General features: G+C 40.9%; 12 protein-coding genes. 4 read left to right on the forward strand and 8 right to left on the reverse strand.

From position 1 onward, the window contains the following. Positions 1-18 precede the first annotated feature (18 nt). Positions 19-834 carry a DUF2797 domain-containing protein gene (locus ACNSN3_RS12915; protein ID WP_054202606.1) on the forward strand — a complete coding sequence of 272 codons (816 nt, stop codon included), beginning with the start codon at positions 19-21 and terminating at the stop codon, positions 832-834. On the opposite strand, the gene ACNSN3_RS12920 is transcribed toward ACNSN3_RS12915, so the two are convergent. Then, positions 807-3,335, reverse strand: a complete 2,529-nt coding sequence (locus tag ACNSN3_RS12920; RefSeq protein ID WP_418607646.1) for an EAL domain-containing protein — start codon at positions 3,333-3,335, stop codon at positions 807-809. The genes ACNSN3_RS12915 and ACNSN3_RS12920 overlap by 28 nt on opposite strands. A gap of 76 nt (positions 3,336-3,411) precedes the next feature. Between ACNSN3_RS12920 and ACNSN3_RS12925 the strand changes: the two genes are divergently transcribed. Beyond that, positions 3,412-3,711: a DUF4144 family protein gene (locus ACNSN3_RS12925; RefSeq protein ID WP_109874077.1), complete on the forward strand. Its 300-nt coding sequence runs from the start codon at positions 3,412-3,414 to the stop codon at positions 3,709-3,711. On the opposite strand, the gene ACNSN3_RS12930 is transcribed toward ACNSN3_RS12925, so the two are convergent. The 7 genes from ACNSN3_RS12930 to ACNSN3_RS12960 form a co-directional block, all read right to left on the reverse strand. Next, a complete protein-coding gene (locus tag ACNSN3_RS12930; protein ID WP_075169941.1) occupies positions 3,691-4,614 on the reverse strand; it encodes a histone deacetylase family protein in 924 nt (307 codons plus the stop codon). The two genes, ACNSN3_RS12925 and ACNSN3_RS12930, sit on opposite strands and share 21 nt — an antisense overlap. 103 nt (positions 4,615-4,717) lie before the next feature. After that, complete coding sequence (locus ACNSN3_RS12935) at positions 4,718-6,259, reverse strand: serine hydrolase (protein WP_418607649.1); 1,542 nt, start codon at positions 6,257-6,259, stop codon at positions 4,718-4,720. A 27-nt stretch (positions 6,260-6,286) separates the two neighbouring features. After that, complete coding sequence (locus ACNSN3_RS12940) at positions 6,287-6,781, reverse strand: gamma-glutamylcyclotransferase family protein (protein WP_010391767.1); 495 nt, start codon at positions 6,779-6,781, stop codon at positions 6,287-6,289. An 18-nt stretch (positions 6,782-6,799) separates the two neighbouring features. Next, complete coding sequence (locus tag ACNSN3_RS12945) at positions 6,800-7,426, reverse strand: LysE family translocator (protein WP_418607651.1); 627 nt, start codon at positions 7,424-7,426, stop codon at positions 6,800-6,802. Between the two features lie 2 nt (positions 7,427-7,428). Continuing rightward, positions 7,429-8,211, reverse strand: coding sequence for a hypothetical protein (locus tag ACNSN3_RS12950; RefSeq protein ID WP_418607653.1), 783 nt, complete (start codon positions 8,209-8,211; stop codon positions 7,429-7,431). A 3-nt stretch (positions 8,212-8,214) separates the two neighbouring features. Then, complete coding sequence (locus ACNSN3_RS12955; RefSeq protein ID WP_418607654.1) at positions 8,215-8,685, reverse strand: CreA family protein; 471 nt, start codon at positions 8,683-8,685, stop codon at positions 8,215-8,217. A gap of 185 nt (positions 8,686-8,870) precedes the next feature. Continuing rightward, on the reverse strand, positions 8,871-11,891 hold the full coding sequence (locus ACNSN3_RS12960; protein WP_418607656.1) for a TonB-dependent receptor domain-containing protein: 3,021 nt from the start codon (positions 11,889-11,891) through the stop codon (positions 8,871-8,873). Positions 11,892-12,206: 315 nt separating this feature from the next. Between ACNSN3_RS12960 and ACNSN3_RS12965 the strand changes: the two genes are divergently transcribed. Continuing rightward, a complete protein-coding gene (locus tag ACNSN3_RS12965; RefSeq protein WP_418607657.1) occupies positions 12,207-14,327 on the forward strand; it encodes a winged helix-turn-helix domain-containing protein in 2,121 nt (706 codons plus the stop codon). A 161-nt stretch (positions 14,328-14,488) separates the two neighbouring features. Continuing rightward, a complete protein-coding gene (locus ACNSN3_RS12970) occupies positions 14,489-14,818 on the forward strand; it encodes a 5-carboxymethyl-2-hydroxymuconate Delta-isomerase (RefSeq protein WP_418607659.1) in 330 nt (109 codons plus the stop codon). Positions 14,819-14,841 lie beyond the last annotated feature (23 nt).

A 14,841-nucleotide genomic window follows, 5' to 3' on the forward strand; every position in this document is an offset into this window, starting at 1 on the left:
CTTTGGGGCCAAGAAAAGATGCAAGGTACACTGCGTAAATTAAAGTCGAGCTTAACAGAGCCGGTTCAATACCACCTACCTATAGGTGATAAACTGGTTGATTTAAATGCCTTAATTGGCAAACAGCTGACCCTTACTTTTAGTGGCACAATTTTGTGCTCTAACTGTGGTAAAAAAACCAAAAAAAGCTATTCTCAAGGGCACTGCTTTGTGTGTATGCGCAAACTTGCCAGTTGCGATATGTGTATCATGAAACCGGAAACCTGCCATTACGACCAAGGCACCTGTCGCGAGCCAGAGTGGGGCGAAGAAAATTGCATGATCCCGCATTATGTTTACCTAGCAAATACCTCAGGATTAAAAGTAGGTATTACTCGCCATACACAAATTCCTACCCGTTGGATTGACCAAGGGGCAACCCAAGCCTTACCTATTTTTAAAGTGCAGACTCGTTTGCAATCGGGCTTAGTTGAAGTAGCGCTGGCACAGTTTATTGCTGATAAAACCAATTGGCGTAATATGCTTAAAGGACAAAACGACACGCTTGATTTAAAAGCAGCAGCCGCCGAACTTATTCCACAAATAAGCGAAAAGCTTACAGAGCTGAGTGAGCTGTTTGGCGCAACCGCCATTGAACAACTTGATGAAGACGTAGTAAACCTTGATTTTCCAGTTAGTGAATACCCAACTAAAATTAGCTCATTTAACTTTGATAAAAACCCTGTTGTTAGCGGTATTTTACAAGGTATAAAAGGTCAGTACTTAATTTTTGATACCGGTGTGATTAATATTCGAAAATTCACCTCTTATGAAGTGAGCGTAGACTCAGAATAACCTTTTGCTGCTTGGTTATAAAATGCTATCCATTGCTGTCGTGTTAATGGATAGCAATAATGGTAACCCTGAATAATATTGCAGCCTATTGTTGCTAAGTGTGTCTCTTGCGAGGCATGCTCAACTCCCTCAGCAACCACATCTAACCCTAAACTTGTCGCCATGGCTATAATAGCCGCTACAATTTGGCTATTGCCGTATTCATCAGGAATTTTAGCAATAAAACTGGCATCAATTTTTAACGTGTTAAAGGGCAGTTTGGTTAAATAGCTTAATGCCGAATACCCCGTGCCAAAATCATCAAGCGCAATATGTACACCTAACGTTTTAAGCTGTTGTAACTGTTCTTTTGCCTGTGAAAAAGAACCTATAAAGCTACTTTCAGTCAGCTCTATTTCAAGTAAACTCCCAGGTAATTGATAGCGAGTAAGCATGGCCTTAATGTTATCAGCTAGCTTACCTTGGCTTAGGTGGCAAGCAGATACATTAATCGCTAAACGTCCGGGATTCATTCCTTGTGCTTGCCAAAGAGTTAACTCCTTACCGGCTTGGTTAATAACCCATAAATCGAGACGAACAACTAAACCTAACTCTTCAGCAAGCGGGATAAACTGCGCTGGCGAAATAGTGCCTAAATCAGGGTCTTGCCAACGCAGTAGTGCTTCAGCCCCCATAATCGCCCCTGTTTTTAAACACTGTTTAGGCTGAAAATAAAGCTCAAACTCATCATTTTCAAGCGCATGTTGAAAGCGGCTCATCATCGCTAAGCGCTCAAGGGAGCGGGCATTCATTGAGGGTTGAAACAACTGAAACGAATTACGCCCCACATCTTTTGAGCGATACATGGCAATATCAGCATGCTTTAATAATGTTTCACTGTCTAAGCCATCATCTGGATAAACCGCTGCACCTATAGAGGCAGTAACACCCACTTCAAATCCTTCCAATTTAAAGGGGGTATTTAAGTGATTTAAAATACCCTCTGCAAGTCTGATAACAGCTGCTACGCTTTCAACCTCACACAAAACAATAAACTCATCTCCCCCTAATCGTGCCAGTGTATCCCCCTCATTGAGGGTGTTAATAATGCGCTCAGAGACTAATTTTAATAAGGTATCACCGGCGTTATGGCCCAAGCTGTCATTTACCTCTTTAAAACGGTCAAGGTCAATAAACATTACTGCTAGCATTTGTTTATCTCTGTGAGCAGAGGCCAGTGCCATAGAGAGCCTATCGTTAAATAAGCGCCGATTAGGTAAACCGGTTAGTTCATCAAAATATGCTAGCTGCACTACTTTTTCTTCTGCACTCTTTCGCTCTGTTATGTCACTAAAAATAGCGGCATAAGTAACATCACTATGACTTGGCTCTTTTATTTCTATAATACTGAGCCACTCAATATAAATATCGCCAGATTTTTTACGGTTATGAATTTCCCCCTGCCATACGCCTGTTTTAGTCAGTGAATCCCACATTTTTATATAAAAGTTTTTATCATGACGTCCTGAACTCAACATATTAGGTCGCTTTCCTATCACCTCATATTCTTTGTAGCCGGTTAAATGAGTAAATGCAGGATTTACTTGCATAATCACCCCATTCGAGTCGGTGATCATGATACCATCTAGGGAGGAGTCGATAATTTTATTGGCTAAAAATAAATTACGCTGTGAGTGCTGCAGTGCAATATCACGCTGCTGAAGTACCTTTTCAAGCTCACAACAATAAGCGGTTTCAATTTCATTAATTAAGTTTTCAAGTGATAATACGCCGTTTATTTGATTATTTTCGCTTACCACTAAATGCCGAATATTACTTTCAGACATCAACCTGTAAGCATCAAAAAGGCTGTCTTGAGGGCTTATTTTATAAAGAGGACGGCTCGCTAAATCCCAACAAACAAGATGGTTATGCTGCTCGGTGATGAGTTTTAGTAAATCACGTTGGGTAATAATGCCATGGACATTTTCATCTTCATTAAAGACTAAAATCACTTTTTCAGCGTATTCGCGCATTAAGTTAACCGCGTCATTAATTGCTAATGAGCTGGGGACTACCCTAATATTTTTATTATATTGCTCGTTTATCGGTCTAAATTGCAGGTAATGCTCTAATCCTTGATTACTCACAATATCAGTAATACTAATCACCCCGCTTGGGTTATCATTCGCATCGGTTACCAGTAAGTGTCTTACGCCATGCTTATTAAACACCATGGCGGTATCGGTTAATAATTGCTGGCTGGGTACACTCAACACCGGGCTCGACATTACCTTTTCAATCATTATTTGTCTAAGTGTCAGATCAGAAAAGTTAAGCGTTAAGCAATCAGTTTCAGTCCACACCCCCACTATTTGCTGCTGATGTTTAACAAAAATAGCGCTAACATTGTGCACACGCATTAGTTTCACCGCTTCAATTAAAGGGGTATCCTTGGTACAGGCGATCACCTTATTGGTAAAAACATCGCATACTTTTTGATAGCGGCTAGTGTGGGGCATTGCTTTTACTTCCAAAATTAAACCAATGCACGATTATAAATTATTCAGTAAATGACAATTTGATTTAGGACAATATATGAGCATCAGCTACCCATTAATTATTATTTATAATAATGAGATTGAGCTATTAGAGCATGCAGATGAGTTACATGATTTTATTTATACTATGGACGTTAATGAGCAGAAAAACGTGGTTATTTTAGATAAGGTAAGTGGCTATCAAGGTTTAAATGGCGATGCGCATAATGCACTCAGTGCAATACAATTAGCGCAATTGGTAAAGGAATATTTAGCAAAAGAAGGACAATGTTGCCTCAGTAAAATAGAGCAGCTTACTCCTGATCAGGCATTTAGGTTACTCGCCGAAATCAACTAAGGCTTTAACGTGTGCAATCGCGCTGCGCCCGAGGGCAGACAGTGAGTATCCTCCCTCTAGGTAAGAGATAATACCTAAGCAACTATGTTGTTGGCTAAATTGCGCTAACTGCTCAGTAAGCCATATATAATCACTTTCGACAAACTTTAAACTGGCCATATCATCTTCAAGGTGCGCATCAAACCCTGCACTTATAAAAAGTAGCTCAGGCTCAAATTCTGTTAATTTTGGTAGCCACTGCTGCTCATAAAGCGCTTTTAAATCAGTACCATCACTAGCAATAGGCAAAGGTGAATTTACCAACGTGGCGTTATTTTTAATGGCGGTATTTGGATAAAATGGATATTGAAATAACGAGCACAGCAACACATTTTCATCATCCATAAAAATATCTTGCGTGCCATTGCCATGGTGTACATCAAAATCGATAATGGCAATGCGTTTCACCCCTTTGCTTTGTGCATATTTAACCGCAATCGCAAGGTTGTTAAACACACAAAAACCAGAAGAGCTATCTCGGTTAGCGTGATGCCCTGGCGGGCGCACTGAGCAAAATGCAGCATCCAATTTACCCTCTAAAACCTCATCAACAGCGAGTAACCCTGCACCTACTGCACGCTCAATTGCTTTCAATGAATCGGGGCATAACCAGGTATCGCCGTCCAAATCGCTAAGCCCTTCGGTTGGGATCATACTTTCTACATGCTTGATGTGTTGTTCACTATGCGCCAATAAATAGTGCTCACGCGAGGCCTTAGGTGCTTGTTTCTGCTCGATAGCGACATCCAGCCCACTTGCAAGTAGACGGTCGTTTATCGCATCCAAACGCTCAGGGCACTCTGGATGATCGTCAATCATTTTATGTTTACGGCAGTGGGGGTGAGAAATAATCGCAGTGCGCATAGCTAACTCCAAAAATAAGTTGCTTAACGAGTATAACAAAGCCACCTGAGGGTGGCTTTGCGACTTTGGTTGATACTAAACGACTATTTAACCAAGGTTCTGGTTATTTAGCTTTTAAGTCAAGATTTCTAAAATCAAAGCTAAAATCGGTCACCTGCGTTGAAACTGCGTTCATTTTCGCTGATTCTACACGGTTATCTGCACTCATAGAAAAACGAATAAAGGCATCTGCCTCTAATAGCTTTTCATCCCATTTAACAATAAAGGTATTACCTGTGTAATGCTCCAACTCACCTTTGAGGCGCTTTGTATGGGTAAAATCAATGCGTAATTTACCATCTAACTCTTCAATTATTACATCGCCATACCAATCATCATGCAAAGTACCGGTGTAATTAATGGTTGGCAATGCCGGCTGGATATCTGCAGGCACTGATGGAGCCGCGTTAGCATAGGCTTTTTCTTTACCTGCAAAGTGCTTTTTAGCTAAATCTTCAACCCAGTCTTTATCTTCAAGCTCTAGTACATCTTCAAGTACTTCATGAGTCACCGCCGATAATGCAGAAAACGCTTGTTGGTTGCTTAATATCACAATTCCCACATTTTTCTCTGGCAAAAGAGTAACCTGCGAGACCATACCTAAAATACCACCACCATGTGCCAGCTTCTTAACGCCGTGGTAATCTTCTATACTCCAGCCCAACCCATAACCTCTAAATTGTTGATGGTACGCTTCATAAGCACTTTTAGATGCCAGTGAGGTAATATGTGGGTGCCACATTTGTGCTTGCTGCTTTTCACTAAATAGCTGCTCGCCATTAGGCATTTTGCCACCAGCAAGTTGAGTACGTAGCCATTGGCTCATATCATTTACGCTTGATGCAATGGCTCCTGCCCCTCTAAAATCTTCAAGGTAATTAACAAAAAAAGGATGCAATTTGCCATCCATTGGGATGTGCCCAATTGCCCAGTTTTTGTTATTTTTAGCGATACGCGAAAAGCCAGCCCGTGAGTTGCTCATATTTAGCGGCTGTAAAATATTTTTTTCAATGTAGTCGTTCCAGCTCATCCCCGATATACGGGCAACAACTTCACCAGCGGTAACAAACATTAGATTGTTGTAAGCATATTGGCTACGAAAACTGCTCGCAGGTTTTAAATATTTCAGCCCCGATAAAATATCGGCTACCGATTTATCAGTACTTGGCCAAATCATTAAATCACCTTGACCAAGCCCTAAACCACTGCGATGGCTTAGCAAATCGCGAATTCGCATTTCACGGGTAACGTATGGGTCATGCAATCTAAATTCGGGTAGGTGATCAATTACGCGATCATCCCAGCTTAATTTGCCTTCATCTACCAGCTTAGCCAGTGCTGCACTGGTAAATGCCTTGGTATTTGAAGCAATGCCAAATAAAGTGTCTTTATTCACCTTGCTATTAGTATTGAGGTTGGCAACACCAAAGCCTTTAGCAAATACTACTTTGTCATTTTCAACAATAGCAACGGCCATTCCGGGTACATCAAAACGTGTCATTGAAGCGTTGATCACCTCTGAAATTTTATCGGTATCAACCGCTGCAGAGCTCGTGAACGCCCAGCCAACAAATAATGCGGCTGTGGCTAATTTTGTTAGTTTCATAGTGTTACCTTAGGTTATTATTTTTGTTTAATCTTGATGAACTGCAAATTCTATGTCGGCGCGCGCTTTATTCGTATCTTGCTTACTAGGATAAGCTAAAATACGTTGACTATAATGCTCTGGCACACCGGCCTCAAGCGCACCACGATATACATGCTGCACGTACCAATCATAAGGTAGCAGTGTGTCGTCATGTGTGTTTGCTATGTAGCAATGCACATTAATGTCATCATCATCTAAAAGGCTCACGGTTAAATCAACACAGTCGTAATTAGGGCCTTCAATTTTATCTAAGATCTCTTTTTCGGCCTCATTAAGCTGATACACCACCCCATATACCACGGCATCGGGTTCGTTGGTGGGCACAATAGTGCATTTACCTGAACCATCAGCAAAGGCCATATTAAAGGTTAACTTATAACCTTTTAAAAGCGCCGTACCCACACGTTTTGCATTAGGCAAACGTGCCAATAAACGATTAGATGACATATTGGAGCCAAACGAAAAATTATATAACGCCATACTATTCCTTAGGGTCTATCAAATAACAACTCGCACAGCCAGTGCGATTAAAATAATGCCAATGCCGCGATCGAACCAATAACCACTTTGTTGAAAAAAGTTTCGCACCCGTGCTTTTGATAACAATAGCGACAAAATAGAAAACCAAGCCCAGGTAGCAAGCGCCATATAAACACCATACCCCACTTGCACTATTACTGGTGTAGTAGGGCTAATCACCAAGGTAAACAAAGACATAAAAAATAGCGTAGCCTTAGGATTTAATGCATTGGTAAAAAAACCACGGCGAAACGCACGCCATGGTGACTCAGGTGCAAGGCTGGGTTTTGCAGTCTGTTCTGATGAGGTGTTTGAAGGTTTAGCAGCGCGTAGCGCCTGCACACCTAAATACGCTAAATAAGCACCCGCTATATATTTAAGTGCCATAAACAGCGAAGGCGATTGAGTTAACACCAACGCGACTCCCAACACACAATAAGCTATGTGTAATAAAATAGCTGCGCCTACACCTGCACTGGTCCACAGCGCATTATGCCTGCCGTACTGTACGCTTTGCTTAAGTACCACAGCAAAATCTGGTCCGGGACTGGCCACTGCAAAAAAGTGAGCAATGGCAATTAATAAAAACTCATCAATATAGATCATGGTTAACTGGCTTGCTCTGGCGAAAAAGCCAACAACAATGGGTTAGCCGATTGATTAACCAACGCTTTTATTTCTTTTTGCGCTTTTTTAAATTGGCCTCTTAAATGCGGCTTTAAATGTTTTTTAGAGTATTTATCTTGCTTAAAGTAACTTACTAAAGCATGCATAAATACAGTATGGGTTTCACTGAGCGTGGCTTCGCGATTGGCATATGGGTTGTAACATGAGCCACAACCCCCCTTAAACTGGTACACGGTATTGCTCATCATCACCCCAAAACCTAAAAAGCACGCTAAAGCATCCGTTGCTTGAGGTAAGAACTCTTTACCACCTGGAGGTAATACGCCTACATGATGAATTAAAATGGTAGCAAGAGTACCTGCAAAGCTAGCTACTAAATCTTGTGGCTGATTAATTTGGTTGGGGTTAAACGACACATTAATTGCATGGCTTGGTGGCACCATTAAATGGCAGTGCTCACCACGTAGATGCTCACTAAATTCAAAATGTGGAAACACCTGAGGTTGTAATTGTTGCGGTGCAACAAGTGTTATAGGCCACTCATCCATACCAGCATAGTGTTTAACACGCGCAAACACTTTACTGGCCATTTCTTCAATGCTTGAAACCGAATCAGGAAAAAACTCGACCGTTGGTAAAATAATTTGGCTATGCTTAGTAAAAAAATTCAGGTCAAAGTTTTCTGCAGCCCAAATAAAGGTATCAACTAGCCACTGTTGTTCTTGTTCTGCCAATAAGGGCTTTGATTTAAATAGGGTTAACATAAACTATTCTTGCCCCTGTGCCCATTGCCATGCTTGTGTATTGTATAAAGGCACCGTAGAAAGCGCGTGATGATGACTGCCCGTAGATTCTTTCGTTGAGTACGATAAATACAATAACGTATGAGTTTTAGCATCATAAATGCGACGAACTTTTAACGACTTAAACAAAATACTCTTAGATGATTTAAACACGACTTCACCGGATTTACTGCGGTCGATAGACTGTAATTGGTCTGGCGTTATTGGCCCGGTTTGACGACAGGCAATCGACATATCTGATGGGTCTGAAAAATCTAAATTCGCCTCAATATGGCTAATATGACAGGTTACACCGGTCACTAGCGGGTCTTGCTGTGAATTAACCACCACATCTTTAGTGGTAAATAGCCCAAGACTTACTGAGGCAACATCATCAGAACACCCTGCAAGCCCTGCTAAGCATACAATTAAACCACCCATTTTGAGATACTTCATAGCAAGTCCTTCGTTCATATTAAAAATTAAGTTACGCCTTATACTAAACGCTTTCACCGCGATAAAACAAATTTTATCCACCAACTCAATACTGTAATGGTTTAAAGGGTATTTCGCAGCAAGATACACAATAAAAAAGGCACGCCCGAGGGAGTGCCTTTGCAAACAAATACAGCTAAAGGTTATTAAAAGCTATATTGTGCACCTAGATAAACATAACGACCGGCACCGCCGCCGTAGCCACTATAAAAGTTACCACGACCACTTGGGTAAAATGCCCCTTTGTCGTCAAATACATTGTTAATACCGCCAAATACACGTAAGTCACTTTTATCAGTCAGTGCCAGAGTGTAAGACGCTGATAAACTATGCTTTAAAAATGAGCCATAATCTTGATACGCAAGTGGCTCTGGGTTTGCAATACAACCGGCATCGCCCGCAGCACAGCGCTCATCGTTTGCAGCAACATACTCAAGGTAGTCTTTCTCATCTTCTTGGCTTGCTTTAAATGCGCCTACGTAATTCGTACGCCAGCGGATACGTAAGTCATCCATTTTCCATACAATCGACATAGCGGCTTTATCTTTTGAACGGCCATAACCTGCATACTGAGAAGTCACACTAGAACCATCTAACCCTTCATAGGTTTGCGAGTTTTCAATAATATGATTGTAATCAAGCTTAAATGACAGGTTACCATAGCTGCCTATGTCATATTTGTAAGTTGCAACTACATCGTAACCGCGCGCTGTTAACTCATCTAAGTTATATTCACGCTGTAGTATTTTTACAATGTTACCTTCGTCGTTACGGGTAATATCGTTACAATATTCGTTATCACTACCCCACGCAGCCTCTGAGTCATAACATTCACGCATGATGTTTTCGTTACTTATTTCATCAATTGCATCAACAATGGCAATGTCGTAGTAATCAACCGCTAAGTTAAAGCCATCTAAAAACTCAGGTGAAACAGTAATACCAAAGGTATAGGTATCGGCTGTTTCTTCTTTTAAGTTTGGATTACCCGTATTTGGTGAATAGTTATTGTCTTCACTTTCAAATTCAAAGTTAGGATCATCAGCTAGCTTTTGTGCCAAGGTTGGCTCTAAACGACAGTTATCGTGTCCTGGGTTTGTTGATGTTGCTGTTAGACCATCACAAATATCATCAAATGAATCAAAATCGCCGCGAGGGGGTGATAATAATTCCGTGATAGTCGGCGCACGCTGTGCACGTGCATAATTGGCACGTAACATGTACCCATCAATTGGTTGCCATAAAAGGCCTAGCTTATAACTGGCGACAGTGCTGATATTATCAATGCTGTAATTTGCTAAACGCAGCGACGTTTCTGCCGACAAGCTTTTAGCAAATGGCGCATCTTTAAGTAGTGGCACTGCAAGTTCAGCAAATGCCTCATACACTTCTACTTCACCGTAAAAAGAAGGCACAACGTTAAACGTAATACCGCCCGCTTTCATATCATCACTGGTATCTAGGCTTTGTGAATCTTTACGGTACTCTGCACCAAATACTGCAGACACATTACCTGCTGGTAATTCGTATAGGTCACCAGTGATATAACCCATTACCGTATATTGCTGAATCTCAGTATCAATAATTGGGTTTGTACGGATCCAGTCAGCCATTTCAGGGGTAATAGACCCTTCACCAAATAGATTAAGCGGGACACATCCTTGCGCTCGCGCTTCGGCGTCTTTACATTGAATAGTGCCATCGGCTAGCTTTTCAGCTTGCAGTGCTTGATTAACACGTACCGTGTTTAACTCGTTACTACGAATTTGATGTTGCTTGAATTGCCCGTATCCAGCAGAGATATCCCAATCCCATGTATCATCAAACATCATGCCTTGCAGGCCTGCCCAAGTACGAATGGTCGTACGGTCGTTATCGGTGCTGATATTACCTACTTCACCAAAGCGGCGATCCCAGTAAATGCGGTCTTTGTATGGGTTGCTGTCAATAATTTCTTGTGGCACGTATGGGTTATCAATAGGAATGTAACCAGGGGCAATATCACCGATAGGATCGCCATTCACTGGGTCGTAGCGAGGTACGTAAGCCCCTTCGTATTCATCTTCAGGTGACTTATCGTTGAACGAGCCACTTTTGCTGTATTGAATTTGGAAGTAACTCATGATGTCGTCTGTTACATCATAATCTACTTTTATTGCGGTCGAAAAGTTATCACTAGGTACATCAAGCATAACGTACTGCTGTGAGTTGATACCGTATATCTCTTCATTGCCTTTCCAGTCATCACGCAGCGTTTGCCCGTCGTACCAAAACTGGGTATCGTTTCGGTTGCTTTCTAAAAATACACCGCCTAAGGTACCATCGCTTTTGCTTGCCCAATCAGCTTGTGTAATACCACTCATACACTGATAGCCATCGGCAGTGTACATTTGATTACACATCAACTCATCATCGTAACTATGCGCGGCTTCTATTTTGGCGCGATCACGGTCGTAAAAAGTCATGCCAAAATCACGATCCCAGTTTGAGCTGACAAATACATAACCACGATCATCAGCAAATGACGTCCCGTAGTTTAAATCAAGCGTAAACTCACGACCGCCACCATCTGTTGTTTCACCGCCACGGGCTTGAAATTCAAAGCCTTCTTTTTTTGACTGGGTAATAATATTCACTACACCGGCTACCGCATCGGCACCATAAGTGGCCGACGCACCACCACTAATAATTTCAACGCGCTCTACCATGCCACTAGGAATGGTATTTAAACTCACATAATTACCACCGTAACTATTTGATACTACACGACGACCATCAATCAATGTAAGCGTTCTGTTAGCGCCTAAGTCGCGAAGCTGCACCGTTGATAAACCGGTCCCCGAAATACTTGATTGGCTGGTTGTATTACCAATACTTTCGCTCAGTGCAGGCATGTTATCGATTAATACATCTGAAAGATTGCCTAAACCTGTATCCTGAATTGACGCTCTATCCATGGTTACCAGCGGGGTTGTTACCGAAAAACTATCACGCTTTAAACGCGAACCCGTTACGGTTATTTTTTCTGGTGCTTCTTGTACCACTTCTTCGCTTGCTTTAGCCGTTGATTGACGAGCAATAGCCTCGTCATTTGCTATTGCATGCCCAGATAAACTGGCTGTTATAGCCAATGCTAAAGCGCATTTTTTTGTTGATATATTACTCACAAACTTCCCTTATTATTTATTATTCCATTAGTACAAATCGTTTTTGATTAACTTTTTAGTTATTAAATTTGTTTTGTACCAATTGGTTTATTTTACTAATAACATGTTGTAAGTAATCGTGAATAAAAGCACAATGAGAGGTGTCTCGTTTATATCCCTATTTTATATCTATTTAATATCTATTTATTTATAATCATACACTTAAGGTTTTCGTGTTAGAATGATGTAAAATCGAATGTTAACCAACTATCGTTTTATTTTGCATTAAACACTGCCTAGTAACGTACTTAATCAAGAGGTTTAAATACACAAACTATGAATACTCAACAGACATTTTCAATTGGAAAATGCCAAATATCGGTGTTTGAAAATAAGCTGTTTTGTGCTGATAAAACCTGTGTATTACAACCTAAATTTATAGAACTACTTGTTTACTTGGTTGAGTGTTATCCAAACGCAGTAACGCGTGAGCAACTAATAGAGAATGTGTGGGGTGGTAATCAATATGTGGGCGAAAAAGCACTCACTAATGCCATATGGCACCTTCGTAAAAGCTTTAAAGAGCTTGACCCCGACAACACCTACATAGAAACACTGCGTAAAACAGGTTATCGCTTAGTGCAAAAACCAATAATGCCAAACGCGCAGAACAGTATTAATACATCCTCTACTCGCCCTAAATATATTTTCGCTGTAGTCATGGCTATCGTGGTCTTGTTATTCGCTGGAGTCTGGGGTTACAACGCTTTTAGCGATGAAAATAAGCCACTTGTGCTATCGCAACAAGCAGAGCGGTTATACGATCATGTTGAAACCATTACCACCAGCCCAGGACGAGAGCTGTTCCCCGCTATATCCAGCGACAGTCATTTTTTAGCATATTCTTGGCGCCGCCCTGGTCATAAAGCAAATTTATACTTACGTGATTTACATTTACCCGAGCAAGCAGCTATAGCTCTTACCGACACCCCATTCATTGAAGGTCGAGCGGTATTTAGCCCCGACTTAACCTTTGTTTATTATTATCGCCGCATATCGGGTCAAGGTTGCGAAGTTATTCAGCAAAATATTGCCTCGGGAAATACCACTATTTTAGGACAATGCGGTAGTAAAACAAGCACAGATATAGACATTAATGCCACAGGCACTAAGCTGGTTTATATAAGTGAAGATGAAAAAAATAATGATTTTACCCAGCTTAACCTTGTCGATTTAACCTCATCGCCATACTCAGTTACTCAAGTCCCTTGTACGTCAGCATGCCAATATACCGATGAGTCGGTTGTGTTTTCACCAGATGCGACACAGCTGGTGGTATCGCGTAATTTACCAACGGGTTTTGAAGAATTATTTTTAATCGATATAAAAACAGGCAATGCAAAGCAGTTAACTACTGGGTTTATTGATATGAGAGGCGTTGATTGGCACCCCTCTAAGGCGCAACTCGTTTTTTCTGGTGTAAAAAAAGGTAAACGCCAAGGGTACTTTTACAACCTTAAAACACAACAAATGATCAATGCCCGCATAGATGGCTTAAGCTACCCAGAATTTGCCAGTGATGGCAGTTTGTATTTTCATCAGTGGAATATAGACTCGGCTTTAATGCGTTTAGAGGTTAATAATGCGGTTGTAAGCTCTCCTTTCCCAGTATTATCGAGCCATTTTAGTACCCGCTTTCCTAATTACAATAAAACCAGAAACAAACTCGCGTTTGTCTCTAACGAATCGGGCTCAATGGAATTATGGACTGCAAAGCAAGACGGTACCTCACGAAAACAGCTTACTAATCTCAGTGCAAATATTTACAATCCAGTGTGGTCACCTGATGGTAATTACATTGCCTTTGTCGCTTCTCATCTTGGTGAGCATGCGCTATACCTTTATGACTTTAACACCCAATCAAGTCAGTCATTACCCACAGGCTTTAGTTACCATGGAAAACCGAGTTGGGCTGCAGATAGTAAAAGCCTATTGGTAGCGAATGATCAACACGTTTATCGCTTCGACTTAAAGGGTAATAAACTCGCAAAGGCCATAGATTCACCAACACTATACGCTTATGAAAACAAGCAAGGCGCTTTAATTTTTGCCAACCAAGCAACTAATCAACTATGGATAAAAGACCCAAATAGCCAAACGGAACAACCACTGGTTAGCGAAATTAATTTATCGAATCATAATTCGTGGTATTTTTTTGAAGGCGACACCTTAGCGCAATCGCGTATTTACTATTTTAATGTAAAACAAGGTGATTACCGTTTGAGTTATTACGACTTCTCAACCAACAGCCATCATGACGTAATACGCCTTCCCGAACGCGCATTTAGTCGCACCTCTGGCTTAACCTATATTACAAATACCAACTGGCTTGTGTACTCTTCGTATAAGTCACCACAAATTGACATAAAACGTATAAACCAAAAATATTTGCCGTAATAAACCTAAACTAAACCCGCTACAGGTCTTGTAATTGCTTAAATGAGTTTATTGCTAAAAATATGTTCAAGCCACATTTTTAAAAATTAAGCGTTATGGGGTTAGCGTGTACAAACCCGTTTGGTATAATTAAATAAACCAATCTAAAGAGGATACGTTAAATGCCACACATTATTATTGAACACTCAGAAGATCTGCCTTTACTACCTCAAGTTCTTGTGGAAAAAATCCATACAACAACGTTTGAAAGTGGCTTATTTGATTTAGAAACAATAAAGACTCGCGCTATTGCTTATCAGCATTATCAGTTAGGTGTGGGTAAAGAAGGGTTTATTCATATTGCGGTGCATATTATGGCTGGGCGTTCCATTGAGCAAAAGCAACTACTAAGTGAGCAATTACTAGCCTGCTTGCAAACGTATTGCAGAGTCTCTGACAGTTTAAGCGTAAATATTTACGAAATGGATCACGAGATTTACCGTAAAAACTAACCGCCATTACAGCATCATATTTA

The organism is Pseudoalteromonas sp. US3C1004, assembly GCF_048401065.1.
Classification (GTDB): domain Bacteria; phylum Pseudomonadota; class Gammaproteobacteria; order Enterobacterales; family Alteromonadaceae; genus Pseudoalteromonas; species Pseudoalteromonas undina.